Here is a 24,537-nt window from a genome sequence, read left to right on the forward strand (position 1 = left end):
TTAGATGGTGTTCGGAGAATCAGGGGTTCGGGGGCCGGGAAACCGATCAGGCTTCCTTGGCAATGACCTCTTTGGTGGAAGTGGTCTCGTCGGGCTTGATCTCGTTGCCGCGGCCGAAGTTCTTCATCATCATGCCGATGATCGACCGCTTGCCCTGGGACTTGTTGTAGACGTCGAAGGCAACGGCGATCAGGAGCACGAGGCCCTTGATGATCTGGGTCAGGTCGGCGCCGACGCCGAGCAGCTGCAGGCCGTTGTTCAGCACGGCCATCACGAGGCCACCGACGATCGAGCCGATCACGGTGCCGACGCCGCCGGTTACCGCGGCGCCGCCGATGAAGACGGCGGCGATGGCGTCAAGTTCCCAGCCCACGCCGTCGAACGGGCCGGATGCGGTGGAGCGGCCGACGAAGATCATGCCGGCCAGGCCGGCCAGGATGGACATGTTCATCATCACCAGGAAGTTGACCTTCTTGGACTGCACCCCGGACAGCTCGGCGGCGTGGCGGTTGCCGCCGACGGCGTAGACGTGGCGGCCGACGATGGTCTTGGAGGAAATGAAGCCGTAGACCAGGACCAGGACGGCCAGGATCAGGCCCGGGATCGGGAACGAGGTGCCCGGGCGGCCGGTCGCGAACAGGTACGTCGCATAGAGGATGGCGCCGCAGATCAGGACGAGCTTGGTGACGGTCACCCAGGCTTCGGGCACCTCGGCGCCCAGGGCCTTGGCCTTCCGGCGGGAGCGGATCTCGCCGACGATCACGAAGGCGGCGCCGGCCAGCCCCAGCAGCAGGGTCAGGTTGTTGTAGCCGGTGACGGGCCCGAATTCAGGCAGGTAGCCGGAACCGATGTACTGGAAGTCGGCGGGGACCGGGATGGTGTTGGACTTGCCGACGAACTGGTTGAAGCCGCGGAAGAGCAGCATGCCGGCCAGCGTGACGATGAAGGCCGGAATGCCGACGTAGGCGGTCCAGAAGCCCTGCCAGGCGCCGATCAGGACGCCGAGCAGCAGGCCGAACAGGATGCCGAGGTACCACGGGATGCCCCAGTCCTGGATCATCAGGGCGACGCTGACGCCGACGAACGCCGCGACCGAGCCGACCGAGAGGTCGATGTGGCCGGCGATGATCACCAGCACCATGCCGATTGCGAGGATCAGGATGTAGGAGTTGCCGTTGAAGAGGTTGATCACGTTGCCCGGGGTGAGGGTGTTGCCCCCGGTGGCGATCTGGAAGAAGACGATCAGTGCAACCAGGGCGAAGATCATGCCGAATTGGCGGGTATTGCCGCCAAAGAGCTTCTTGAGCGCGTTCATTTTGTCAGTCCTTGTTGTCCGGAATGTTCTGGATGGTCCAGAGTGTCAGGCGGTCTTGCGGGCGGAAGTCATGAGTTTCATGAGGCTTTCCTGGCTGGCTTCGTCTTTGTTCACCACGCCGGTGATGGCGCCTTCGAAGATGGTGTAGATGCGGTCGGAGAGCCCCAGCAGTTCGGGGAGCTCCGAGGAGATCACGATCACGCCCTTGCCCTGGTTGGCCAGTTGCTGGATGATCCCGTAAATCTCGTACTTGGCGCCGACGTCGATGCCGCGGGTCGGCTCGTCCAGGATCAGCAGGTCCGGGTCGGTGAACATCCACTTGGCCAGCACCACCTTCTGCTGGTTGCCGCCGGACAACTTGGCGACGCCTTCCTCCACGGACGGCGTCTTGGTGCGCAGCGACTTGCGGTACTGCTCGGCGACGGTGAATTCCTTGTCGGCGTCGACCACGTTGTGCTTGCTGATTTTCTTCAGCGCCGCCGAGACCGTGGTGGCCTTGATGTCGTCCAGCAGGTTCAGGCCCAGGGACTTGCGGTCCTCGGTGACGTAGCCGAGGCCGGCGTCGATGGCCTGCTTGACGGTCTTCAGGTGCAGTTCTTTGCCGTCCTTGTAGACCTGGCCGGAGATGAAGCGGCCGTAGGAACGGCCGAAGAGGGACCGGGCGAGCTCGGTGCGCCCGGCGCCCATCAGGCCGGCGAAGCCGACGATCTCGCCGCGGCGGACGAAGAAGTTGGAGTTTTTGCAGACCAGGCGGTCTTGGATCTGCGGGTGCCCCACGTTCCAGTTCTTGACCTCGAAGAACGTCTCGCCGATCTTGGGCTCGTGCTCCGGGAAGCGGGATTCCAGGGTCCGGCCCACCATGCCCTTGATGATGCGGTCCTCGTCGACGCCGTCGGCCTTGACGTCGAGGGTCTCGATCGACTTGCCGTCGCGGATGATCGTGATGGAATCGGCGATCTGCTCGATCTCGTTGAGCTTGTGCGAAATGATGATCGAGGTGATGCCGCGGCCCTTCAGGCCCAGGATCAGATCCAGTAGGTGCTGGGAGTCGGATTCGTTCAGCGCCGCGGTGGGCTCGTCGAGGATGAGGAGCTTGACCTTCTTGTTCAGCGCCTTGGCGATCTCGACCAGCTGCTGCTTGCCGACGCCGATTTCCTTGACCGGGGTGTCCGGGTCCTCGCGGAGGCCGACCCGGGCGAGCAGTTCGGTGGAGCGGATCCGTGCCTCGGCCCAGTCGATCACGCCGCGCCGGGTGGGCTCGTTGCCCAGGAAGATGTTTTCCATGATGGACAGCTCGGGGATGAGCGCCAGCTCCTGGTGGATGATCACGATGCCGGCGTGCTCGCTGGCCCGGATGTCCTTGAACTGCTGGACTTCGCTTTGGTAGACGATGTCGCCGGTGTAGCTGCCGTAGGGGTAAACGCCCGAGAGGACCTTCATGAGGGTGGATTTTCCTGCGCCGTTTTCACCGCAGATGGCGTGGATCTCGCCGGCCTTCACCCGCAGGTTCACCTCGGCCAATGCTTTAACGCCGGGGAACTCTTTGGTGATGGAGCGCATCTCGAGAATTATCGGATCGCTGTGCGTGTTGAGGGACGTCATCTGCCCTTACGCCTCCAATGCATGACTTCGTTGTCCGCCCCTGCAAACCGCAGGGCCGTCTGATGGAAAAGTAAACTGGATCACGCCGTTGTCGTCAAGTCTTTAACGCAACGGCCTGGTAACGGCTGCTTTAGTTTCGCCGGATTCCTGCGTGTTGGAAGACCAGGGCCGTGGCGCCCAAGGCCTCGGCCCGGTCGCCGAGCGAGGACATCGTCAGGGTGGTGGTTTCGCCGATCACGGGCACCGCGTGGCGCACCAGGCCGCGCCGGATCGGGTCCAGCAGCACCTCGCCGAGCCCTGCCAGCGGACCTCCCACCACGATCACCTCGGGGTTGATCAGGTTGGCGACGTTTCCCAGCGCGCGGCCGACGGCGAGCCCGGCGTCGTCCACAACGCGGAGCGTTGCAGAGTCCCGGGCGAGGGCCTTGCGCACAATGTCCTCGGGTGTCAGCGGCTTGTCCTCGCCGCGGCCCAGGAGCTCGATCATGGTGGTGGTCGAGGCGATCGTTTCCAGGCAGCCGCGGTTGCCGCAGCGGCAGACCAGGCCGTGCTCGTGGATGGTGGCGTGGCCGATTTCGCCGGTGATGCCGACGTTGCCGTAGTACGGCATTCCGTTCAGGATCAGGCCGGCGCCGATGCCCGAGCCGATCTTCAAAAAGAGCAGGTTGCTGATGCCGGTGTGCGGGCCCCAGGTCACCTCGGACAGGGCGCCGAGGTTGGCGTCGTTGTCGACGAAAACCGGGAGATCCAGCGCGTCCTCGAGCCGTTCGAGGATGTTAATGCCCACCCATTCGGGCAGGATGGCGCCCTGCGCCACGGTGCCGGTACGGCGGTCTATGGGGCCCGGTATCCCGACGCCGGCGCCCACCAGGGCGCTGCGTTCCACGCCGCTGCTGGCCAGCAGCCGGTCCAGCACCCCGACGGCGGCCGTGATGCCTTCCTCGGCGTGGTGGCCCAGTGGCAGCAGGACCGATTCCTCGGCGACGACGTGGTAGCTCAGCGAGGCCAGGACCACCCGCAGGTGGCGGCGGCCGAAGTCGATGCCGACGGCGACGGCGCCGTTGCTGTTGAGCCGGACGTTCAGGGCGCGGCGGCCGGAGCTGGTGATCGGCTCGGTGGACGCCAGCCCGGCGTCCTGCATGATCTTGACGATGTTCGAGACCGTGGCCGTCGAGAGGCCGGTCTGCCGGGCCAGCTCCGCCTGGGTGGAGGGCCCGGCCAGCAGGCATTCGATGATCCGCTGCTGGTTCAGATGCCGAAGGGCGGATTGCGACCCGGGGTTTTTGGTGCGGCTCCTCGTTGAGCGCGTTGGTGAGGGCATGCAATGAAGAGTGCCCCATCGGGGCCTTGTAGTCAAGAAGTTAACGCAACGGCCCGGAGCCGTGTCTCCTCCGGTCCACCCGCCCGGGAAGCGCGAACGTACACTTGCGGCCCCCGCGGGCCCCGCACCCCGGCGCGAACGTACACTTGGGGCCCACGAAACCGACCGGTTTGGGGCCCCAAGTGTACGTTCGGCCTCTGGGTGCGGCGGGTGGGGAGGGACGGGTGCAGCGGTGGGGCTGGTCAGGCGTGCAGCTCGCGGTGCGCGCGCGCGAGGTCCTGGTAATGCGCGGCGTTGTGCTTGACGCTGTCGAACTCCTCGTCGCTCAGTTCGCGGCGGACCTTCGCCGGCACCCCGGCGACAAGCGAGCGGGGCGGTACCACGGTGCCCTCCAGGACCACGGCGCCGGCGGCCACGAGCGAGCCGGCGCCGATCACCGCGCCGTTGAGGATGGTGGCACTCATACCGATCAGGCAGTCGTCCTCGACCGTGCAGCCGTGCACCACCGCGCCGTGGCCCACGCTGACCCGGGCGCCGATGGCGCAGGGGAAATCAGGGTCCGCGTGCAGCACGACGTTGTCCTGCAGGTTGGTCCCGGCGCCCACGGTGATCGTGGCGGTGTCGGCGCGGACGCAGACGCCGTAGAAGGCGCTGGAGTTCTCGGCCAGGGTGGCCTTGCCGATCACCGAGGCGCTCGGGGCAACGAAGGCGGATTCGTGGACGGCCGGGGTGTTGCCGGCGAAAGCGTATACGGGGCTCATGCCTCCAGCCTAGGACACTGGCCCCTTGCGGGCCGGGCGGCGCTGAGTAGGATCGGGGCCATCCCGACGCACACCCCCAGGAGGCAGTCATGTTCCTGCAGTTGATGAAACGGTTGGAGGATGCCGAGGTGCTCGATCCGGCCGTCCGGACCGCAGAGCCGCTGGCCGCCCGGCTGATTGCCGACCCGCGGCTCCGGCGCTTCTTCCACGGCGACGCCACCGGCATCCCGCCGCACACAATCCTCACCGACGTGCCCTTCGGGGCCTGGTTCATGGCGATGTTCCTGGACCTGTTTCCGGACGAGGGCAGCCGCCGCGCCGCGCGCAGGCTGGTGGGCCTCGGCGTCCTCGCGGCGGCGCCGACCGGGCTCAGCGGCTGGGCCGAGTGGGCGCGGGCCGATCCTGCCACGCGGCGCGTCGGCGTCGTCCACGCCGTCGCAAATTTCACCGCGACGCTGATCTTCTTGGCATCCTGGCGCGCCCGGCGTAAGGACCGCCACCGGCTGGGCATTGGCCTGGCCCGGGCGGGCGCCATCCTGTTGGTGGTGGGGGGATTCCTGGGCGGTTACATGCGCAGCGTCCAGCGCCCCTGACAGACCTTCCCGCAGGTTTGGCGGCTATTGACGGGACGCTCCCGCAGGTTTGGCGGCTATTGACGGGACGCTCCCGCAGGTTTGGCGGCTATTGACGGGACGCTCCCGCAGGTTCGGCGGCTATTGAAGGGACGCTCCCGCAGGTTTGGCGGCTATTGACGGGACGCTCCCGCAGGTTCGGCGGCTATTGACGGAACGCTCCCGCCACACGTGCGGGAGGGTTGGGGGAAAGCCGCCCTGATGGGAGGGAGGGTTGGGGGAAAGCCGCCCTGATGTGAGGGAGGGTTGGGGGAAAGCCGCCCTGATGTGAGGGAGGGTTGGGGGAAAGCCGCCCTGATGTGAGGGAGGGTTTGGGGGAAAGCCGCCCTGATGTGAGGGAGGGTTGGGGGAAAGCCGCCCTCATGTGAGGGAGGGTTTGGGGGAAAGCCACCCTGATGTGAGGGAGGGTTGGGGGAAAGCGGGCCTGATGTGCGGGAGCGTTGGGAAAAAGCCCACCAGACGTGAGGGAGCGTGTGGTGGAGGAGGCGGCGGCGGTGAGGAAGCCTAGCCGGGGGAGCGGAGGACCGTGAAGCCGCGCCCGAGGTCCGGATGCCCGGGGTCGGGGAGGACGACGGCGATCGGCGCGCCGGGTTCGGCCACGCGCCGCAGCTCGCGGACGACGTCGTCCCACTCCGCCGGCGGCCGTCCCGCCAGTGCGTCCACCGCCCAGACGGCGGGGAACGCGGCGTCGGCAAAGGGCAGCGCCTGCCCGGCCGCGACGGAGGCCGAGAGTCCCCGGGCCCGGGCGGCGTGGATGTTCTCCTCCGAGGGATCCACACCGGTGAAGTGGATGCCGGCGCGGACAAAGAGGAGCCCGTCCGCGCCCGGTCCGCAGTCCAGGCCCAGCACGCCGCGGCGGCCCTCGGCCTTGAGCAGGGCGACGAACCCGGAGAGTTCGTCCTGCCGCGTGGTTGCCATGGCTCCAGTTAAGGGCGGCGCCGCGTCGAAGACAAGGCCCGGCCGAGAGAAGCCCCCGGCCGGGAAACTTAGCTGAAGACCACGGTCCGGTTGCCGTCCAGCAGCACGCGGTGCTCCGCGTGCCACTGCACCGCCTGCGCGAGCGTGCGGCCCTCGACGTCGCGGCCCATTTGGACGAACTGCTCGGCGGTGCGCCGGTGGTCCACCCGGATGACTTCCTGCTCGATGATCGGGCCTTCGTCCAGGGCCGCGGTGACGTAGTGCGCGGTGGCGCCGATAAGCTTCACGCCCCGGGCGTGGGCCTGGTGGTACGGCTTGGCGCCCTTGAAGGAGGGCAGGAACGAATGGTGGATGTTGATGGCCTTGCCGGTGAGCTCTGTGCAGAGCTCGTCGGAGAGGATCTGCATGTACCGGGCCAGGACGGTGAGCTCGATGTCGTGCTCGGCCATAAGCTTGCGCAGCGCGTCCTCGGCCTCCACCTTGGTGTCCCGGGTGACGGGGATGTGGTGGAACGGGATGCCGTAGAACTCGGCCAGGCCGGCGAGGTCCCGGTGGTTGGAGACGATGGCCGGGATCTCGATCGGCAGGGTGCCGGAACGCTGCAGGAACAGCAGGTCGTTGAGGCAGTGCGCGGAGGTGCTCGCCATCAGCAGGGTGCGGAGCTTCCGGCCGGCCGGGTTGAGGCTCCACTGCATGCCGAACGCCTGGGCCACGGGTTCCAGAGCGGCGTGCAGTTCAGCCGCCGGGGCCGCCGTCGTCGCCTCCACCCGCATGAAGAAGGTGCCGGTGCCCTGGCTGCCGTACTGCTGGGAGTCCGTAATATTGCAGCCGGCCACCAGGAGGGCGCCGGCCACGGCGTGCACGATCCCGGGCCGGTCCGGGCAGGAAAGGGTGAGGATATAGGAGGCAGTCAGCTGGTCTTCAGTCACGAAGACAGCCTACCCGCGGCTGGGATAGTCTTGATCTGTCGCAACTGGCGTTGGGTGGCTAACCACCAGGGAGCGGCACGCACGCAGACCACGGATCGTACGCCTGGGCCGAGGGTCATGTTTTCCGGCCGGCAGCCACGCTGCCGCCCCGCCGACGGCACCCCCACGGGTGCCCGCCCCGCCTTACGGGTCCCGTTCCGGGCCCCGTAATTTAGGGGCGCCGCGGCGGGCCAGCCGGTAACCTGACCTTTAAGCAGTGACCGTTGCCAAGCCAGGAGTTCTTCGTGACTACTTCCGTACGCCTTACCTCAGCAGCCGTGAGCAACCAGCCGCTCGCTGAACTCGACCCCGAAATCGCCGCTGTCCTGACCCAGGAGCTCGGCCGCCAGCGCGGCACCTTGGAAATGATCGCCTCCGAGAACTTCGCGCCGCGCGCCGTGATGGAGGCCCAGGGATCCGTCCTGACCAACAAGTACGCCGAGGGCTACCCGGGCCGCCGCTACTACGGCGGCTGCGAGTACGTCGACATCGCCGAGCAGCTCGCGATCGACCGGGTCAAGGACCTGTTCGGCGCCGAATTCGCCAATGTCCAGCCGCACTCCGGCGCGCAGGCCAACGCCGCCGCGCTGTCCGCCATGATCACCCCCGGGGACAAGATCCTGGGCCTCTCGCTGGCCCACGGCGGGCACCTGACCCACGGCATGAAGCTGAACTTCTCCGGCAAGCTCTACGAGGTGGCCGCCTACCAGGTCGAGGAAGACAACTTCCGGATCGACATGGACAAGCTGCGCGAACAGGCGCTCGCCGAGAAGCCCCAGGTGATCATCGCCGGCTGGTCCGCCTACCCGCGGCACCTGGACTTCGCCGCCTTCCGCTCGATCGCCGACGAGGTCGGGGCGCTGCTCTGGACCGACATGGCGCACTTCGCCGGCCTCGTCGCCGCCGGGCTGCACCCCAGCCCGGTCCCGCACTCCGACGTCGTCACCTCCACCGTGCACAAGACCCTCGCCGGACCCCGCTCCGGCGTGATCCTGGCCAAGCAGGAGTGGGCCAAGAAAATCAACTCCAACGTCTTCCCCGGCCAGCAGGGCGGACCACTGATGCACGTCATCGCCGCCAAAGCCGTGGCCTTCAAGATCGCCGGCACCGAGGAATTCAAGGAACGCCAGGAGCGGGTACTCGAAGGCGCCCGGATCATCGCCGACCGCCTGAACCAGTCCGATGTCTCCGACGCCGGCGTCTCCGTCCTCACCGGCGGCACCGACGTGCACCTGGTGCTGGTGGACCTGCGCAACTCCCAGCTGGACGGCCAGCAGGCCGAGGACCTCCTGCACTCGGTCGGCATCACGGTCAACCGCAACGCCGTACCCTTCGACCCGCGCCCGCCGATGGTCACCTCGGGGCTGCGCATCGGCACCCCCGCCCTGGCCACCCGGGGCTTCGGTGCCGCGGAGTTCACCGAGGTCGCCGAGATCATCGCGACCGCGCTGAAGGCGGGTTCCGGCGCCGACGTCGAGGCCCTCCAGGCCCGCGTGGACAAGCTCGCCGAGGACTTCCCGCTGTACCCGCAGCACGAGCAGTGGTGATCCGATGACCGCGACCAACTCCGCGCCCGCCAACTCCGCACAAGTCCAGGAGCACACTGCCCGGATCCTGGACGGCAAGGCCACCGCAGCCGCGATCAAGGCCGAACTCACCGAACGCGTCGCCGCGCTCAAGGCCCGCGGGATCGTCCCCGGCCTCGGCACCATCCTGGTCGGGTCCGACCCGGGCAGCACCTGGTACGTGGGCGGCAAGCACAAGGACTGCGCCGAGGTGGGCATCACCTCGATCCGCCGCGACCTGCCGGAAGAGACCACCCAGGACGAGCTGCTGGCCGTGGTCCGGGAACTCAACGAGAACCCGGAATGCACCGGCTACATCGTCCAGCTGCCGCTGCCGGCGCACATCGACCAGGACACCATCCTGGAGGCCATGGATCCGGACAAGGATGCCGACGGCCTACACCCGATGAACCTGGGCCGGCTCGTGGCGAACGTCAGCGGACCCATGAAGTCCCCGCTGCCCTGCACGCCCAAGGGCTGCGTGGAGCTCCTGACCCGGCACGGCATCGACCTGAACGGCAAGCGCGTCCTGGTGGTGGGCCGCGGCGTTACGATCGGCCGCCCGGTGGGCCTGCTGCTCACCCGCAAGGACGTCAACGCCACCGTCATCCTGGCCCACACCGGCACCGTGGACCTGCCCGCCGAACTCCGGCAGGCCGACGTCGTGATCGCCGCGGCCGGCCAGCCGCACATGATCAAGGCGGCGGACCTCAAGCCGGGCGCCATTGTGCTCGACGTCGGCGTCAGCCGCGTCGACGACGGCTCCGGCAAGGCCGTGGTCACCGGAGACGTGGACCCCGCGGCTGCCGACGTCGCCGCCTGGCTCTCCCCCAATCCCGGGGGAGTGGGCCCGATGACCCGCGCCATGCTGCTGGCCAACGTGGTGGAAACCGCCGAACGGCACCTCGACGCGGAGCACGCTCCCGCCTAGGTCACCCACGCCGGTCACCCACGCCGGTCACCCACGCCAAAAGGGCGCCCCCTTCCTGACCGGAGCGGGCGCCCTTTTGCTGCCCTGCCATTGGCAGGAGGGCGGCGGCACGGAAAATGTCCGGACTTTTTACGAAAAGACTCTTTCATAGTTTGCCGGGATCGACTACCGTGTTCCGGGTGTCTGAACTTGTGTCGAAAGAGTCTCCCGTGAGCAACCCCGAGGAGACCGGTTCTCCCCAGTACGTCATCACCGCAGAAAACCTCACCAAAAGCTACGGGGACGTCACCGCCGTGGACGGTATTTCCTTCCGTGTGCCCGCCGGCGAAGCCTTCGGACTGCTCGGCCCCAACGGCGCCGGCAAGTCCACCACCATGAAGATGATCGGCGGCGTCTCGCAGCGGACCTCCGGCAGCCTGAGCATCATGGGGCTGGACCCGGAGCAGCACGGGCCCGAGGTCCGCGCCCACCTGGGCGTCGTCCCGCAGCAGGACAACCTGGACGAGGAACTGAAGGTCCGCGACAACCTGCTGGTCTACGGCCGCTACTTCGGCCTGCCGATGAGCTACCTCAAGCCCAAGGCGGACGAGCTGCTGGAGTTCGCGCAGCTGACGGACAAGGCCAAGTCCAAGGTGGACGCCCTCTCCGGCGGCATGAAGCGGCGCCTCACGATCGCCCGCTCGCTGATCAACGAACCGCGGATCCTGCTGCTGGACGAACCCACCACCGGGCTCGACCCGCAGGCCCGCCACATCCTCTGGGACCGGCTGTTCCGGCTCAAGGAACAAGGCGTCACCCTGATCCTCACCACCCACTACATGGACGAGGCCGAGCAGCTCTGCGACCGCCTGATCGTGGTGGACAAAGGCAAAATCATGGCCGAAGGTTCCCCCGCCAGCCTGATCCGCGAGTATTCCACCCGCGAAGTCCTCGAACTACGTTTCGGCTCCGAACGCAACGCCACGGTCGGCGCCGAGCTTGAGGGCATCGGCGAACGGATCGAAACCCTGCCGGACCGCGTCCTCATCTACGCCCACGACGGCGAGGCCGCCCTGGAGCAGGTCTCCGCCCGGGGCCTGCACCCGGTCACCTCGCTGGTGCGCCGCTCCTCGCTGGAAGACGTCTTCCTGCGCCTGACCGGACGGAGCCTTGTTGACTAAGGAAGCAGAGTTGACCGGCTCAAGCAACACGGACGGTACGACGGCGGCGCCCGCCCTGCGCGCGCACCCGCCGGCCGTCTCGGCGGCCCGCGCCCGCCGCTGGGGCGCCTTCTACTACGCCGAGCAGGTCCTGCGGGTGATGAAAGGCTACGGCTGGACCATCGTGATGTACGGCGTCGGCCAGCCTGTCGCCTACCTCTTCGCCATGGGTGTGGGCCTCGCCACGCTGGTGGACACCAACTCCACCGCGGCCTTCGGCGGGGTCAGCTACCTGGCCTTCATCGCTCCCGCGCTGCTGATCTCCGCCGCCGTGATGACCGCCGCCAACGAGTTCACCTTCCCGGTGATGGACGGCTTCAAGTGGCGCCGGGTCTACTACGGCCCGCACGCCTCGCCGCTGACCCCGGAACAGATCGCTGCCGGCCAGATCATCGCCGTGACGGTGCGGTTCCTGCTGCAGTCCGCCATCTACTTCGGCGTCGTCGCACTGTTCGGCGCGTCCCCGGGCGGCTGGGGCTGGGTCTCGATCCTGGTCGCCACGCTGGCAGGCCTGTCCTTCGGCCTGCCGCTGATGGCCTACGCGGCCACCATCAAAAACGACAAAGGCCAGTTCGCCATGGTGATGCGCTTCATCGTGATGCCGCTGTTCCTGTTCTCCGGCACGTTCTTCCCGCTGGACACCCTGCCCCTGGCGGTCCGCTGGATCGGCTGGATCTCCCCGATCTGGCACGGCACCGAACTGGGCCGCGTGTTCAGCTACGGCTACGAGGAGGCACCGCTGCTCACCCTGGTCCACGTCGTCTTCCTGCTCGGCCTCGCCGTCCTCGGCTGGGTCCTGACCCGGCGCCAGTTCGCCAAAAGGATGGCATCATGAGCGTGCTCGCCGGACACTACGATTCGGGACACCAGGACGCCGGCCGGAGCGTCGCCGACGCCGCCCGCAACCGCCGCTTCGGACCCCTCTACTCGCGCAACGTGCGCGCCGTCGTCGCCCGCGGGTTGATGGCCACCAAGAGCAGCAACTGGATGGTCATGCTCTCCGGATTCTTCGAACCGGTGCTCTACCTGATCTCAATGGGGGTGGGCCTGGGCGCCATCGTCGGCGAGGTGCAGGGCCCCGGCGGGCAGCAGATCTCCTACGCCGCGTACATCGCCCCGGCCCTGCTGGCAGTCTCGGCCATGAACGGCGCGGTCTACGACTCCACCTGGAACGTCTTCTTCAAGATGAACTTCGCGAAGCTCTACCAGGGCATGCTCTACACCTCGCTGGGGCCGATCGACGTCGCGATGGGCGAAATCTTCCTCGCCCTGCTGCGCGGGCTGATGTACGCCACCGGCTTCACTGCCGTGATGGGCGTGATGGGCCTGATCACCACGCCGTGGGCCATCCTGATGATCCCGGCGTCGGTGTTGATCGCGTTCGGCTTCGCGAGCTTCGGCATGGGCATCACCAGCTTCATGAAGACCTTCCAGCAAATGGATTGGATCAACTTCGTGATGCTGCCGATGTTCCTCTTCAGCGCGACCTTCTACCCCTTGAGCGTGTACCCGCAGTGGATCCAGTGGCTGATCCAGGCGATGCCGCTGTGGCATGGCGTGGAGCTGCTGCGCCAAATCAGCGTCGGCGTCTTCACCCCCGCCACCGCGGTGCACATCGGCTATTACCTCGCCATGATCGTGCTCGGTGTGGCGCTGACCACCGGGCGGCTCCGCAAGCTGTTCCTGAAGTAGGCGCGGCGTTCGCCCGGGGTGGAAGCGCCGCCCCGGGCCCGGCCGGTTTGCGATAATAGGCGCATGCGATCTCTGGACAACCCTTCTGCCAAGCCCTCCGCGTTCAACGCCGCCGCCGGAAAATTCTCGATGTTCCGCCTCAGCGGCCTCGGAATGACGGTCTTCATCATCGCGTTCCTGGTGGCCGTCATCTTCGCGGCGAACCAGAACGACGTCGTGGGCTGGGTTGTCGCGGTCATCGCCGCCTTCTGGCTCGCGCTGGCAGCCTTTGTGGTGTTCAGCATCCAGCGCGCCGCCAAGAAGGCCGGTGCCAAGCTGAACGAGGCCCAGAACGCGTTCAACTCAGCGGTGGGCCGGGCGCCGTCGTCGGGAAGCGCCGACCACGGCGGCACGCGCCTTGTCGGTGACCGCCGCGAAGCCGACGAGATCCGTGACATGAAGCTGGACCACTCCTTCAAGATCGTCCAGGTGCAGGTCCGGGTGGTGGAGCAGGAACGCGCCAAGGGCGGCGCCGCGGACCAGGACACCATTCGCCGCGCACTCGAAACCATCGAGATCACGGCCACCAACGCACGGGACATGATCAAGTCCGCGGACGGCACCGACGAGCCGGTCCGCGGAACCATCATCGACTAGAGTGGAACGGGTGAGCTCGGCATTGAAGAAGGACCACCTTCGCATCGCATCGGTCAACGTCAACGGCCTCCGCGCCGCCTACAAAAAGGGCATGGCGGAATGGCTGGCGCCGCGGGACGTGGATATCCTCTGCCTCCAGGAGGTGCGCGCGCCTGACGCGATCGTCCGAGAACTGCTCGGCGACGGCTGGCACATCCTGCACGCCGAGGCCGAAGCCAAGGGCCGCGCCGGCGTCGCCATCGCCTCGCGCACCGAACCGACCGCCACCCGCAACGGCATTGGGGACGACTACTTCGCCACGGCCGGCCGCTGGGTCGAAGCCGACTACATCGTCCGCGACGCCGCAGGCGAGGCCTCGCAGCTGACCGTGGCGAGCGCGTATGTGCACTCCGGCGAGGCCGGCACCCCCAAGCAGGACGACAAGTTCCGCTTCCTGGACGTAATGTCCACCCGGCTGCCGGAACTGGCCAAGCACAGCGACCACGCCCTGGTGGTGGGCGACCTGAACGTCGGCCACACCGAGCTGGACATCAGGAACTGGAAGGGCAACGTCAAACGTGCCGGCTTCCTGCCCGAGGAGCGTGCCTACTTCGACCGCTTCTTCGGCGAGGAAATCGGCTGGAAGGATGTTCACAGGGGCCTGGCGGGTACCGTCGACGGCCCCTACACTTGGTGGTCGCAGAGGGGACAGGCCTTCGACAACGACACCGGCTGGCGCATTGATTACCACATGGCCACGCCCGCTCTCGCCGCCGCGGCGGTGTCAGCAGTTGTTGACCGGGCGCCGTCCTGGGACACACGCTTCTCCGACCATGCCCCGCTGGTAGTGGACTACCGGCTCTAGTCTTAAGGTTTTTCCCATGACCTCTCCTTCAAACGCGTCGACCATGACCGGCGCCGACGCCGGCGTCGCTCTTGACGCTGCCGTCTCACCCAACGGCCAGGCGGCGGCGGTTCCCGGCGCCAGGCACCGCATCCTCTCCGGCATGCAGCCCTCCGCCGACTCGCTGCACCTCGGCAACTACCTGGGCGCCCTGGTGAACTGGGTCAGGATGCAGGACGAATACGACGCTGTCTTCTTCATCCCGGACCTGCACGCCATCACGGTGCCGCAGGATCCTGCCGAACTGGCCCACCGCACGCGCGTCACCGCCGCGCAGTACATTGCCGGCGGCGTCGACGTGGACAAGTGCACGCTGTTCGTCCAGTCGCAGGTCCCGGAACATGCCCAGCTGGCCTGGGTGCTGAACTGCATCACCGGCTTCGGTGAGGCGTCCCGGATGACGCAGTTCAAGGACAAAGCCCTGAAGCAGGGCTCGGACCAGGCGAGCGTCGGACTTTTCACCTACCCGATCCTGCAGGCCGCGGACATTCTGCTGTACCAGCCGCACGGCGTTCCGGTCGGGGAGGACCAGCGCCAGCACGTGGAGCTGAGCCGGGACCTCGCGCAGCGTTTCAACTCCCGTTTCGGTGAGACCTTCACAGTGCCCCAGCCCTTCATCCAGAAGGAGTCGGCGAAGATTTACGACCTGCAGAACCCGACGGCGAAGATGTCGAAGTCCGCGGAGTCGCCGGCCGGCCTGATCAACCTGCTGGACGACCCCAAGGTGATCGCCAAGCGGATCAAATCCGCCGTGACGGACGCGGAAACCGAAATCCGTTTCGACCGGGAGAACAAGCCCGGCGTCTCGAACTTGCTGACGATTTACTCGGCCATCAGCGGCCGGACCGTGGAGCAGCTGGTGGCCGCGTATGAGGGCAAAATGTACGGCCACCTCAAGGTGGACCTCGCGGAGGTGGTCACGGAGCACCTGCGTCCGATCCGCGACCGGGCGAACGAGCTGCTGGACGATCCCGCGGAGCTGGACCGGCTGCTCGCACTGGGTGCGGACAAGGCCCGGGAGATCGCCTCGGTGACCCTCCGGGACGTGTACGCCAGGGTTGGCTTCCTGCCCTACGCCGGAGCACGGGGAGTCCACTAGCGCAATGTCCTCCGCCAGCAAAGTCACCGCCAGCGACACCGGGCGCGGCAGCCACCACGGCGCCCGCCGGGGTTCAGGTGCCGCACCCCACCGGAGTGCGGCACCTGCCAGCGGTGAAACCCCGGACGAAGGCATCAGCATCGGCGTCATCCTGGGCTTCCCGCCGGACATCGCCGAGGAACTGCAGCGCTGGCGCGCCTCTTTCGGTGACCCGATGGCCGCGACCATCCCGGCGCACATCACGCTGGTCACCACGACCGTGACGCAGGACTGGGAGGCCACGTGCCACCACGTCCGTGAGGTGGCTCGCAAACAGGAACCGTTCACCGTGACGATCGCCGGCACCGGTTCATTCCGGCCGGTCTCGCCGGTGGTCTTCCTGAACGTCGAGGACGGCTTCGGCGAGTGCGTCAACCTGCACCGGCAGCTCCAGGCCGGGCCGCTGGACCGCGAACTCCCGTTCGCCTACCACCCGCACGTCACCGTGGCGCACGACGTGGCTCCGGAAAGCCTCGACGAGGCCGAAACGGCGCTGAAGGATTACAGGGCCAGCTTCCCGGTGGTTAGCATGGGACTTTACGAGCACGATGACAACGGCATCTGGCAGCTACGGGAAGAGCTTGACTTTGGCACCGAACCTGACGACCACCGAGGCGAGGCCGGCGCAGCAGGCACCCGCTGACCCTCCGCTTCCCACCGACCTTGCCGGGCTGAAACTGGAAGTCATCCGGAAACGGGTCGAGTGGGGCAAGGCCCGGCGCTCCTCCGGCGGGGGCCCGGCCGCGCCGCTCGCGATGGTCCAGTGGCTGATCGCCCGACTCAACGTCCTCCGTCCGATGCGCGCCTTCCAGCACTACAACCTGCAGCATGGCCCGCTGCTGAGTGCAGGCATCGGATTCCGGATGTTCTTCTCCATCACCGGCCTGCTGGCCACCGGCTTCTCCGTGGCGGGGCTCTTCCTCAGCGCCCAGCCCGTGTTGCTGGACCAGATCATCAAGAGCGTCGTCAGGGCAGCCCCGGGCCTGCTGAAGGTCGACGGCCGGGACGGGCTGGTGGACCCGCAGGACCTGCTGAACCCCAACGGCCTCGGCTGGACCGCCGTGATCGCCGCCGTCGTCACCGTGGTGACCTCGCTGGGCTGGATCGGAGGCCTGCGCGACGGCCTGCGCGGCGTCCTGCGGCTGGGTCCGCTGAAGATCAACCCGGTCCTGCTGAAACTGCACGACGTCGGCACCCTCCTGCTGCTCGGCGTCGCCCTGGTCATCAGTGCCAGCGCCTCGCTGGTCTTCGGCACCGCCGCCGGGTGGGTGGCCGAGCAGCTCCACCTGGACCCGCTGGTGGCCGGTCCGCTGACCACGTCCATCAAGATCGCGGTGCCGCTGGTGCTGGGCTGGGTGACCGCGCTGATCATGTTCCGGCTCGCCGGCGGCCTGAAACTGCGGCGCCGCGCCCTCCTGGAAGGCACCGGCCTGGCCGCGGTGGGCACCAGCGTACTGCAGATCTTCAGCGCCGAACTCCTGGCCAGCGCCGGCCGGAACCCCATCCTGGCGCCCTTTGCGATCATCATCGGCCTGCTCATCTGGTTCAACCTGGTCAGCCAGGTCTACCTCGTCTCCGCCGCGTGGTCCGCGGTGCGGGAGGAGGACCTCAGCACCGCCACGGCCGCCAGGACGACCGGTTGGGGAGCCCGCCAGGTGCAGCCGGGGAAGACCCCGGTGGAGCCGCGGGAACGCCGCCTCCCGGCGGCTAGTTTCCGGCGTCGAGGTACTGGTCGGCCCACGCCGAAATAATCTTCGCCGCGCGGGCCGCCTGGCCCTTGCCGGTGAGCAGGTGGTCGGAGCCCTCGAGCGAGACGAAGCTGCGCGGGTGCCGCGCGGTCTGGAAAATGCTGCTGGCATTGTCGATCCCCACCGTGTTGTCGGTGGGGGAGTGCAGCACCATCAGGGGCTTGTGCAGCCGCCGGATGCAGTCGGTCAGGTCCGCGTTTTCCAGGTCTTCGACGAAATGCCGGCGGATCTCCACGCGCTTGCCGCCAAGGTCTACCTCGGCGCTGCCCTCGCTCAGGATGCGGTCCAGCGCGGCGTCAAAGACGTGCGCGACGTGCTTGGGCGAGAACGGGGCGCCGACCGTGGCGACGGCGTCGAGCTCCGGGATGCTCCCGGCGGCCGCCAGCACCGCGGCGCCGCCGAAGGAGTGCCCCACCAGCAGCGAGATGGGCCGGCCGGAGTCGCGCATGAACTCGGCGGCCTTGACGGTGTCCGCCACCTTGTGGCTGAAGGACCCCTCGGACCAGAGCCCCGCGGACTCGCCCAGCCCGAGGTTGTCGAAGCGGAGCATGCCCACCCCGTTGTCCGCTAGGGCCTTGCACATCCGGGATGCGGACGGGCTGTCCTTGCCCAGCGTGAAGCCGTGCGAGAACACACCCCAGCCCTTCACCGGCCCCTCGGGGAGGTCAAGGACGCCTGAGAGCAGCTCTCCGGTGGAACCTTCGAAGCTGACTTTTTCGGAGCGGGACACAGGGGCCTTTCGTTTAGGGGGCCTTACGACGGCGGCGCCCCCACCGGAAGGTGGGAGGCGCCGTCGTCGTTAAAGCTGGTGCGGTGGTGCAGGTGCTAGACCTTGCGGGACAGGATGGCCTGCTTGACCTCGGCGATGGCCTGCGTGACCTGGATGCCGCGGGGGCAGGCCTCGGTGCAGTTGAAGGTGGTGCGGCAGCGCCACACGCCTTCCTTGTCGTTGAGGATCTCCAGGCGCATATCGCCGGCGTCATCACGGGAGTCGAAGATGAAGCGGTGCGCGTTGACGATCGCGGCCGGGCCGAAGTACTGGCCATCGGTCCAGAACACCGGGCAGGACGAGGTGCACGCGGCGCACAGGATGCACTTGGTGGTGTCGTCGAACCGCTCGCGGTCCTCGGCGGACTGCAGGCGTTCCTTGGTGGGCTCGTGGCCGCGGTTGATCAGGAAGGGCATGACTTCGCGGAAGGACTGGAAGAACGGTTCCATGTCCACGATTAGGTCCTTTTCCACCGGCAGGCCCTTGATCGGTTCGACCGTGATGGGCTTGGAGGTGTCCAGGTCTTTCAACAGGGTCTTGCAGGCGAGGCGGTTGCGGCCGTTGATGCGCATGGCATCGGAGCCGCAGACGCCGTGGGCGCAGGAGCGGCGGAAGGAGACGCTGCCGTCGATTTCCCACTTGACCTTGTGCAGGGCGTCCAGGACACGGTCGGTGCCGTACATGGTGACGTGGAAGTCGTCCCAGGTGGACTCGTCGGAGACCTCCGGGTTGTAGCGGCGCACGCGCAGGTGGACGTCGAAGGACGGGATGTCCCCGCCGCCGCCGACGCCGGCGGGCAGTTCGATCTTGGAGGCTGGCTCAGCGAGTTCAGCGGTCATCTTAGTACTTCCTCACCATCGGCTCGTAGCGCGTAAAGACCACCGGTTTGGTGGCAAGCCGGATGCCGGCAATCGCCTCGGCGGATCCGTCCGCCGGGGCGTGGTCATCCTTGTACGCCATGGAGTGCTTCATGAAATTTTCGTCGTCGCGTTCGGGGAAGTCCTCGCGGAAGTGTCCGCCGCGGGATTCCTCGCGGTGCAGGGCCGCCACGGTCATGACCTTGGCGAGCTCCAGCAGGAAGCCCAGCTCCACGGCCTCGAGCAGGTCCAGGTTGAAGCGCTTGCCCTTGTCCTGGACGCTGATCCGCTGGTACCGCTCCTCGAAGGACGCGATGTCCTTCAGGACCTGGTTCAGCGTCTCGGCGGTGCGGAACACCTGCATGTTGGCATCCATGGTGTCCTGCAGTTCCTTGCGGATCTGGGCCACCTTCTCGGTGCCGTCAGCGGTGCGGACGTGCTCCAGCAGGTTCAGCGTGTACGCCTCGGGATCTGCGGGCAGTTCCACGAAGTCGGCGGTCTTGGCGTATTCCGCGGCGGCGATGCCGGCACGCTTGCCGAAGACGTTGATATCCAGCAGCGAGTTGGTGCCCAGGCGGTTGGAACCGTGCACCGAAACGCAGGCCACCTCACCGGCGGCGTAGAGGCCCGGGACAACGGTGTCGTTGTCCTGCAGGACCTCGGCGCTGATGTTGGTGGGGATGCCGCCCATGGCGTAGTGCGCCGTCGGGAAGACCGGAACCGGCTCCGTGTACGGCTCCACACCCAGGTAGGTGCGGGCGAACTCGGTGATGTCCGGCAGTTTGGCGTCGATGTGCGCCGGCTCCAGGTGGGTCAGGTCCAGCAGCACGTAGTCCTTGTTCGGGCCGCAGCCGCGGCCTTCCCGGACTTCGTTGGCCATGGACCGGGCCACGATGTCGCGCGGGGCGAGGTCCTTGATGGTGGGGGCGTAGCGCTCCATGAAGCGCTCACCCTCGGAGTTGCGCAGGATCGCGCCCTCGCCGCGGGCGGCCTCGGAGAGCAGGATGCCCAGGCCGGCCAGGCCGGTCGGGTGGAACTGGAAGAACTCCATGTCCTCCAGCGGGATGCCGCGGCGGAACGCGATGCCCATGCCGTCACCGGTCAGGGTGTGGGCGTTGGAGGTGGTCTTGAAGACCTTGCCGGCGCCGCCCGAGGCGAACACCACGGACTTGGCCTGGAAGACGTGCAGTTCGCCGGAGGCGAGGTCGTAGGAGACGACGCCGGCGACGCGCTTCTGCTTGTACGGCGTGCCGTCCTCGCGGACCGCGTCTTCCTCGACGGTCAGCAGGTCCAGGACGTAGTACTCGTTGTAGAACTCGACGTTGTGCTTGACGCAGTTTTGGTACAGGGTCTGCAGGATCATGTGGCCGGTGCGGTCAGCGGCGTAGCAGGCACGGCGGACCGGGGCCTTGCCGTGGTCGCGGGTGTGGCCGCCGAAGCGGCGCTGGTCGATCCGGCCCTCGGGCGTCCGGTTGAACGGCAGGCCCATCTTCTCAAGGTCCAGGACGGCGTCGATTGCTTCCTTCGCCATGACCTCGGCGGCGTCCTGGTCCACCAGGTAGTCGCCGCCCTTGATGGTGTCGAAGGTGTGCCACTCCCAGTTGTCTTCCTCGACGTTGGCCAGGGCTGCACACATGCCGCCCTGCGCCGCGCCGGTGTGGGAGCGCGTGGGGTAAAGCTTGGTCAGTACTGCTGTTCGCGCGCGCTGACCGGATTCGATCGCGGCGCGCATGCCAGCGCCACCGGCACCGACAATGACGACGTCGTACTTATGGACCTGCATACCAGATGCTCTTTCTCTCAAAATTCGCTGTAAACACCGCCGGCGGAGCCTGCGCAGTGAAGTCTTGCGATCCTAGGCCCGCGCGGGCAGGCAGGGATCAACGCCCGGGGGCCGGGCCGCTACGGGGCGGGGCAGAACCCGCCGGGCAGCTGCACGCCGTCGACCACGGGGCACGGGTTGAAGGTGAAGATCACCAGGGTGCCGAGGATGATGATGGCCGCGGCGGCCGCGTAGAGCACGATCTTCAGCCAGAGGCGCGTCGCGTCCTTTTCGGCGTAGTCGTTGATGATGGTGCGCACGCCGTTGGTGCCGTGCAGCATGGCGAGCCACAGCATGGCCAGGTCCCAGACCTGCCAGAACGGGTCGGCCCACTTGCCGGCGACGAAGCCGAAGTCGATCGCGTGGATGCCTTCGCCCACCAGCAGGTTGACGGTCAGGTGGCCGAAGATGAGGACCACAAGGACGACGCCGGAAAGCCGCATGAAGAGCCATGCCAGCATTTCGAAGTTGCCCTTGGAGGAGCCGCTGCGGCGGTACTGCGGAGCGATCTTGCCGCTGCGGGGGCTCTGGATCTGCGTTGCACTCATGGCTTAGTGACCTCCGAGGGCGAGGGACAGGTGGCGGATGGAGAAGCCGACCATGACGACGACCCAGAGGGCCAGGACCGTCCACAGCATCTGGCGCTGGTACTTCGCGCCCTTCTTCCAGAAGTCGACGGCGATGATCCGCAGGCCGTTGAAGGCGTGGAACACGATCGCTGCGACGAGGCCCGTTTCACCCAGGGCCATAAGGGGGTTCTTGTAGGCACCGATCACGGCGGTGTAGGCCTCGGGGGACACACGCACCAATGAGGTGTCCAGCACGTGGACCAACAAGAAGAAAAAGATCACTACACCGGTAACGCGGTGTCCAACCCAGGACCACATGCCTTCACGGCCGCGGTACAAGGTGCCAGCTGGTTTTGTCGGCACTGAATAAACCTCCCTGCAACACAGCGGCGCTGGCATGGGATCCACGCGGGGGGAACGCCTGCTGCGAGAGCACTCGTAAGCTCAAGCCTAAATCTAGGCTTCGCTGTCAGCTTATTCAATTCAGCGGATCGATGGTGACGGCGCCGGGCGCGGTTTTTGACGGGTTTTGAGACGAACGCCACATTTGCCGAGCCCGCGGAGGGTTCCGTAGGCAGGTGCGGTGGGCGCAGCGTGCGCTGCGGTTCTTCCCGCGCCGCGTGCGTGCCCCGGGGCCAACGGGCGGGGTTCGGCTAAAGTAGCCCGTGATGACTACAGACAATATGGACAGCCACGTTTCACCCGAGGGCGCTGCGGCGGACTCCCCGCTGAGGCGCTTCATCGCGGTGATTCCGGCAGGCGGTGTGGGGACCCGGCTCTGGCCGCTCTCCCGGGCCGCGGCCCCGAAGTTCCTGCACGACCTCACCGGGTCCGGCAGCACCCTGCTGCGCGCCACGTACGACCGGCTGGAACCCCTCGCCGGCAGCAACGTGCTGGTCGTCACCGGAACTGCGCACCGCGAGGCCGTGTGCCGCCAGCTGCCCGAGGTGGACGAATCGGACCTCGTGCTGGAGAGCGAGCCGAAGGATTCGGGCGCGGCCATCGGCCTCGCCGCCGCCATCCTGCACGAGCGCGATCCGGAAACCATCATGGGTTCCTTCGCCGCGGACCAGGTCATCAGCCCCGACTCGCTGTTCCAGGACGCCGTCCGCGAAGCCATCTACACCGCGGCCGCCGGGAAGATCGTCACCATCGGCATCAAGCCCACGCACCCGTCCACCGGCTTCGGCTACATCCGGGCCGGCGACAAGCTGAGCGTGCCCGGGGCCCCCAGCGCCCACACCGTCGTCGAATTCGTTGAAAAGCCCAGCGAGGAAGTCGCCCAGCAGTATGTGGACAGCGGCGAGTACGTCTGGAATGCCGGCATGTTCGTCGCCCCGGTCTCGCTGATGCTCAAGCACCTCGAAGCCAACCAGCCGGAGCTCTTCGCCGGCCTGCAGGAGATCGCCAAGGCCTGGGACACCCCGCTGCGCGACGAGGTCACCGCCCGCGTGTGGCCGACCCTGCCCAAGATCGCCATCGACTACGCGGTGGCCGAGCCCGCCGCGGCGGCCGGGGACGTCGCCGTCGTGCCCGGCACTTTCCGCTGGGACGACGTCGGAGACTTCGCCTCCGTGGGCCGGCTCAACAGCGCCAAGGAAGTCGACGACGTCACCGTGATCGGCGAGGGCGCCCGCGTGTTCACCGAAAACGCCAGCGGCGTGGTGGTCACCGACACCAAACGGGTGATCGCCCTGATCGGCATCAAGGACGTGGTGATCGTGGACACCCCGGATGCGCTGCTGGTGACCACGAAGGCGCACTCCCAGCGGGTCAAGGCCGCGGTGGACGCGCTCAAGGCCAGCGGCGACACGGACGTGCTCTAGGCCGCTGCCCTCGGCGCTGCCCTGGCCTGGCCGGCGTAATCCTCCGACTGCGATGCCGCTATTTTTCCGACGCTCGCTAGAGTAATTGTGTGCGCAATTACACTACTGAAGCCGAGCCAACCACCCTTGTAGGGCCGTGGCTGGAGCCACTCCTGCCGGAGCTGATCGCCTTCCGCCGCGACCTGCACGCGCACCCGGAACTGTCCTTTAAGGAGTTCCGCACCACGGACAAGCTGGCCCAGCGCCTCGAAGCCGCCGGCCTGGCGCCGCGCCGGCTCGAGGGAACCGGGCTCACTGTCGACGTCGGCGAGGGGCCGATCGCCACAGCGCTGCGCGGCGACATCGATGCCTTGCCCATCATTGAGGAAACCGGGCTGCCGTTCGCCTCCAAAAACCACGGTGTCACGCACGCCTGCGGCCACGATGTCCACACCACCACCATGCTGGGCATCGCCCTGATCCTGCAGCGGATGCACGAGTCCTCGCCGCTGGGCGGCACGGTGCGGATCATCTTCCAGCCGGCCGAGGAGACCATGCCCGGCGGCGCCCATGCCTGCATTGAACAGGGCGTGCTGGAGGGGGTGCCGCGGATCCTGGCGCTGCACTGCGACCCCCGGATCGAGGTCGGCAAGATCGGCACCCGGATCGGCGCAATCACCTCGGCGTCGGACACCATCAAGATTGAACTGACCGGCCGCGGCGGCCACACCTCGCGCCCGCACCTGACCGAGGAGCTCGTCTTCGCCCTCGCGCAGATCGCCATCAACGTCCCGGCCGTGCTGTCCCGCCGCGTGGACGTGCGCAGCGGTGTGTCCGTGGTGTGGGGGCACATCTCGGCCGGCTCGGCGCCGAACGCCATTCCCGCGAGCGGCTACATGGCCGGCACCATGCGCTGCCTGGACCGCGACGCCTGGCACAGCGCGGGGGAGATCCTCGACGAGGTGGTCCAGCAGATCGCCGCGCCCTACGGCGTCGACGTGCACCTGGAACACACCCGCGGTGTGCCGCCGGTGGTGAACTCCGAACACGAGACAGCACTGATCGAGGCCGCGGCCCGCGCCGAAATCGGCGAAAGCTCCGTGGTGCTGACACCGCAGTCCATGGGCGGCGAGGACTTCGCCTGGTTCCTGGCGGACCTGCCCGGCGCCATGATGCGGCTCGGCACCAAGACCCCCGGCGGCGAGGAGTACGACCTGCACCGCGGCGACTACATCCTGGATGAACGGGCCCTGGGTCTCGGCATCCAGGTGCTCACGGCCGCGGCCCTCCGCACCCTCCGCGACCTCTAACCCCACCCGCTCACCCCCAGCCCCCAGCGCCCCCCGCGCGAACGTACACTTGGGGCCCGCTGACCCCGCGCGAACGTACACTTGAGGCCCTGAAAT

24 protein-coding genes and 1 riboswitch are annotated in these 24,537 nt (G+C 67.4%); of the genes, 13 read left to right on the top strand and 11 right to left on the bottom strand.

Translation table 11 applies throughout. The annotated features are described in order from the left end of the window. Positions 1 to 46 precede the first annotated feature (46 nt). The 4 genes from mmsB to AC1MED_RS05205 form a co-directional block, all read right to left on the bottom strand. Positions 47 to 1,315, bottom strand: coding sequence for a multiple monosaccharide ABC transporter permease (gene mmsB / locus AC1MED_RS05190; RefSeq protein WP_479785818.1), 1,269 nt, complete (start codon positions 1,313 to 1,315; stop codon positions 47 to 49). Between the two features lie 45 nt (positions 1,316 to 1,360). Next, positions 1,361 to 2,917 carry a multiple monosaccharide ABC transporter ATP-binding protein gene (gene mmsA / locus AC1MED_RS05195; protein WP_479785820.1) on the bottom strand — a complete coding sequence of 519 codons (1,557 nt, stop codon included), beginning with the start codon at positions 2,915 to 2,917 and terminating at the stop codon, positions 1,361 to 1,363. 130 nt (positions 2,918 to 3,047) lie between these two features. Then, positions 3,048 to 4,238 carry an ROK family transcriptional regulator gene (locus tag AC1MED_RS05200; protein WP_346960679.1) on the bottom strand — a complete coding sequence of 397 codons (1,191 nt, stop codon included), beginning with the start codon at positions 4,236 to 4,238 and terminating at the stop codon, positions 3,048 to 3,050. Between the two features lie 242 nt (positions 4,239 to 4,480). Continuing rightward, positions 4,481 to 4,999: a gamma carbonic anhydrase family protein gene (locus AC1MED_RS05205; protein WP_479785821.1), complete on the bottom strand. Its 519-nt coding sequence runs from the start codon at positions 4,997 to 4,999 to the stop codon at positions 4,481 to 4,483. Positions 5,000 to 5,088: 89 nt separating this feature from the next. Between AC1MED_RS05205 and AC1MED_RS05210 the strand changes: the two genes are divergently transcribed. Beyond that, a complete protein-coding gene (locus AC1MED_RS05210) occupies positions 5,089 to 5,592 on the top strand; it encodes a DUF2231 domain-containing protein (protein WP_346960677.1) in 504 nt (167 codons plus the stop codon). Positions 5,593 to 6,135: 543 nt separating this feature from the next. Here AC1MED_RS05210 and AC1MED_RS05215 read toward each other — a convergent pair. Further along, positions 6,136 to 6,549, bottom strand: coding sequence for a class I SAM-dependent methyltransferase (locus AC1MED_RS05215; protein WP_479785823.1), 414 nt, complete (start codon positions 6,547 to 6,549; stop codon positions 6,136 to 6,138). A gap of 68 nt (positions 6,550 to 6,617) precedes the next feature. Then, positions 6,618 to 7,478: a formyltetrahydrofolate deformylase gene (gene purU, locus AC1MED_RS05220; RefSeq protein WP_346959440.1), complete on the bottom strand. Its 861-nt coding sequence runs from the start codon at positions 7,476 to 7,478 to the stop codon at positions 6,618 to 6,620. A gap of 30 nt (positions 7,479 to 7,508) precedes the next feature. Further along, positions 7,509 to 7,594, top strand: a riboswitch (ZMP/ZTP riboswitch). Positions 7,595 to 7,762: 168 nt separating this feature from the next. Here purU and glyA point away from each other — a divergent pair. The 10 genes from glyA (at position 7,763) to AC1MED_RS05270 (ending at position 17,312) form a co-directional block, all read left to right on the top strand. Continuing rightward, positions 7,763 to 9,064, top strand: a complete 1,302-nt coding sequence (gene glyA / locus AC1MED_RS05225; RefSeq protein WP_346959441.1) for a serine hydroxymethyltransferase — start codon at positions 7,763 to 7,765, stop codon at positions 9,062 to 9,064. A gap of 4 nt (positions 9,065 to 9,068) precedes the next feature. Then, on the top strand, positions 9,069 to 10,013 hold the full coding sequence (locus tag AC1MED_RS05230; protein WP_479785825.1) for a bifunctional methylenetetrahydrofolate dehydrogenase/methenyltetrahydrofolate cyclohydrolase: 945 nt from the start codon (positions 9,069 to 9,071) through the stop codon (positions 10,011 to 10,013). A 209-nt stretch (positions 10,014 to 10,222) separates the two neighbouring features. After that, entirely contained in the window at positions 10,223 to 11,173 is a 951-nt protein-coding gene (locus AC1MED_RS05235; protein ID WP_479779152.1) for an ABC transporter ATP-binding protein, read from the top strand. 10 nt (positions 11,174 to 11,183) lie between these two features. Beyond that, a complete protein-coding gene (locus AC1MED_RS05240) occupies positions 11,184 to 12,047 on the top strand; it encodes an ABC transporter permease (RefSeq protein ID WP_479785827.1) in 864 nt (287 codons plus the stop codon). Further along, positions 12,044 to 12,904, top strand: a complete 861-nt coding sequence (locus AC1MED_RS05245; RefSeq protein ID WP_479785829.1) for an ABC transporter permease — start codon at positions 12,044 to 12,046, stop codon at positions 12,902 to 12,904. The genes AC1MED_RS05240 and AC1MED_RS05245 overlap by 4 nt, the downstream gene beginning before the upstream one ends. A gap of 63 nt (positions 12,905 to 12,967) precedes the next feature. Continuing rightward, positions 12,968 to 13,540: a hypothetical protein gene (locus AC1MED_RS05250; RefSeq protein WP_479785831.1), complete on the top strand. Its 573-nt coding sequence runs from the start codon at positions 12,968 to 12,970 to the stop codon at positions 13,538 to 13,540. 10 nt (positions 13,541 to 13,550) lie between these two features. Beyond that, positions 13,551 to 14,384: an exodeoxyribonuclease III gene (locus AC1MED_RS05255; RefSeq protein WP_479785832.1), complete on the top strand. Its 834-nt coding sequence runs from the start codon at positions 13,551 to 13,553 to the stop codon at positions 14,382 to 14,384. Positions 14,385 to 14,400: 16 nt separating this feature from the next. Further along, complete coding sequence (gene trpS / locus AC1MED_RS05260) at positions 14,401 to 15,522, top strand: tryptophan--tRNA ligase (protein ID WP_479785834.1); 1,122 nt, start codon at positions 14,401 to 14,403, stop codon at positions 15,520 to 15,522. 4 nt (positions 15,523 to 15,526) lie between these two features. After that, complete coding sequence (locus AC1MED_RS05265) at positions 15,527 to 16,204, top strand: 2'-5' RNA ligase family protein (protein WP_346959449.1); 678 nt, start codon at positions 15,527 to 15,529, stop codon at positions 16,202 to 16,204. Continuing rightward, entirely contained in the window at positions 16,149 to 17,312 is a 1,164-nt protein-coding gene (locus tag AC1MED_RS05270; RefSeq protein ID WP_479785835.1) for a YihY/virulence factor BrkB family protein, read from the top strand. The genes AC1MED_RS05265 and AC1MED_RS05270 overlap by 56 nt, the downstream gene beginning before the upstream one ends. Here the strand turns inward: AC1MED_RS05270 and AC1MED_RS05275 are convergent. The 5 genes from AC1MED_RS05275 to sdhC form a co-directional block, all read right to left on the bottom strand. Continuing rightward, positions 17,269 to 18,039, bottom strand: coding sequence for an alpha/beta hydrolase family protein (locus AC1MED_RS05275; protein ID WP_479785837.1), 771 nt, complete (start codon positions 18,037 to 18,039; stop codon positions 17,269 to 17,271). The genes AC1MED_RS05270 and AC1MED_RS05275 overlap by 44 nt on opposite strands. A 95-nt stretch (positions 18,040 to 18,134) precedes the next feature. After that, positions 18,135 to 18,917, bottom strand: a complete 783-nt coding sequence (locus AC1MED_RS05280) for a succinate dehydrogenase iron-sulfur subunit (protein WP_479785839.1) — start codon at positions 18,915 to 18,917, stop codon at positions 18,135 to 18,137. A gap of 1 nt (position 18,918) precedes the next feature. Beyond that, entirely contained in the window at positions 18,919 to 20,718 is a 1,800-nt protein-coding gene (gene sdhA / locus AC1MED_RS05285) for a succinate dehydrogenase flavoprotein subunit (protein WP_346959451.1), read from the bottom strand. 119 nt (positions 20,719 to 20,837) lie between these two features. Then, the gene (locus tag AC1MED_RS05290) at positions 20,838 to 21,305 is read right to left on the bottom strand and encodes a succinate dehydrogenase hydrophobic membrane anchor subunit (protein WP_346959452.1); all 468 of its coding nucleotides are present in this window, start codon (positions 21,303 to 21,305) and stop codon (positions 20,838 to 20,840) included. A gap of 3 nt (positions 21,306 to 21,308) precedes the next feature. After that, entirely contained in the window at positions 21,309 to 21,644 is a 336-nt protein-coding gene (gene sdhC / locus AC1MED_RS05295) for a succinate dehydrogenase, cytochrome b556 subunit (protein WP_056740111.1), read from the bottom strand. 350 nt (positions 21,645 to 21,994) lie between these two features. On the opposite strand from sdhC, the gene AC1MED_RS05300 reads away from it, so the two are divergent. Together AC1MED_RS05300 and AC1MED_RS05305 are read left to right on the top strand one after the other, a co-directional pair. After that, positions 21,995 to 23,152 (top strand): mannose-1-phosphate guanylyltransferase, encoded by a 1,158-nt coding sequence (locus AC1MED_RS05300; protein ID WP_479785840.1) that lies wholly within the window; start codon positions 21,995 to 21,997, stop codon positions 23,150 to 23,152. An 89-nt stretch (positions 23,153 to 23,241) separates the two neighbouring features. Then, positions 23,242 to 24,441: an amidohydrolase gene (locus AC1MED_RS05305; protein ID WP_479785841.1), complete on the top strand. Its 1,200-nt coding sequence runs from the start codon at positions 23,242 to 23,244 to the stop codon at positions 24,439 to 24,441. The last annotated feature ends 96 nt before the right edge of the window (positions 24,442 to 24,537 follow it).

Source organism: Arthrobacter sp. BI5 (assembly GCF_056680065.1).

What these genes read in the sequence shown, in the direction of transcription:
- mmsB (WP_479785818.1), bottom strand. Translation starts at nt 1,315, where the DNA reads ATGAACGCGCTCAAGAAGCTCTTTGGCGGCAATACCCGCCAATTCGGC.
- mmsA (WP_479785820.1), bottom strand. Translation starts at nt 2,917, where the DNA reads ATGACGTCCCTCAACACGCACAGCGATCCGATAATTCTCGAGATGCGC.
- AC1MED_RS05200 (WP_346960679.1), bottom strand. Translation starts at nt 4,238, where the DNA reads ATGCCCTCACCAACGCGCTCAACGAGGAGCCGCACCAAAAACCCCGGG.
- AC1MED_RS05205 (WP_479785821.1), bottom strand. Translation starts at nt 4,999, where the DNA reads ATGAGCCCCGTATACGCTTTCGCCGGCAACACCCCGGCCGTCCACGAA.
- AC1MED_RS05210 (WP_346960677.1), top strand. Translation starts at nt 5,089, where the DNA reads ATGTTCCTGCAGTTGATGAAACGGTTGGAGGATGCCGAGGTGCTCGAT.
- AC1MED_RS05215 (WP_479785823.1), bottom strand. Translation starts at nt 6,549, where the DNA reads ATGGCAACCACGCGGCAGGACGAACTCTCCGGGTTCGTCGCCCTGCTC.
- AC1MED_RS05230 (WP_479785825.1), top strand. Translation starts at nt 9,069, where the DNA reads ATGACCGCGACCAACTCCGCGCCCGCCAACTCCGCACAAGTCCAGGAG.
- AC1MED_RS05245 (WP_479785829.1), top strand. Translation starts at nt 12,044, where the DNA reads ATGAGCGTGCTCGCCGGACACTACGATTCGGGACACCAGGACGCCGGC.
- AC1MED_RS05250 (WP_479785831.1), top strand. Translation starts at nt 12,968, where the DNA reads ATGCGATCTCTGGACAACCCTTCTGCCAAGCCCTCCGCGTTCAACGCC.
- trpS (WP_479785834.1), top strand. Translation starts at nt 14,401, where the DNA reads ATGACCTCTCCTTCAAACGCGTCGACCATGACCGGCGCCGACGCCGGC.
- AC1MED_RS05265 (WP_346959449.1), top strand. Translation starts at nt 15,527, where the DNA reads ATGTCCTCCGCCAGCAAAGTCACCGCCAGCGACACCGGGCGCGGCAGC.
- AC1MED_RS05280 (WP_479785839.1), bottom strand. Translation starts at nt 18,917, where the DNA reads ATGACCGCTGAACTCGCTGAGCCAGCCTCCAAGATCGAACTGCCCGCC.
- sdhA (WP_346959451.1), bottom strand. Translation starts at nt 20,718, where the DNA reads ATGCAGGTCCATAAGTACGACGTCGTCATTGTCGGTGCCGGTGGCGCT.
- AC1MED_RS05290 (WP_346959452.1), bottom strand. Translation starts at nt 21,305, where the DNA reads ATGAGTGCAACGCAGATCCAGAGCCCCCGCAGCGGCAAGATCGCTCCG.
- sdhC (WP_056740111.1), bottom strand. Translation starts at nt 21,644, where the DNA reads ATGTGGTCCTGGGTTGGACACCGCGTTACCGGTGTAGTGATCTTTTTC.
- AC1MED_RS05300 (WP_479785840.1), top strand. Translation starts at nt 21,995, where the DNA reads ATGACTACAGACAATATGGACAGCCACGTTTCACCCGAGGGCGCTGCG.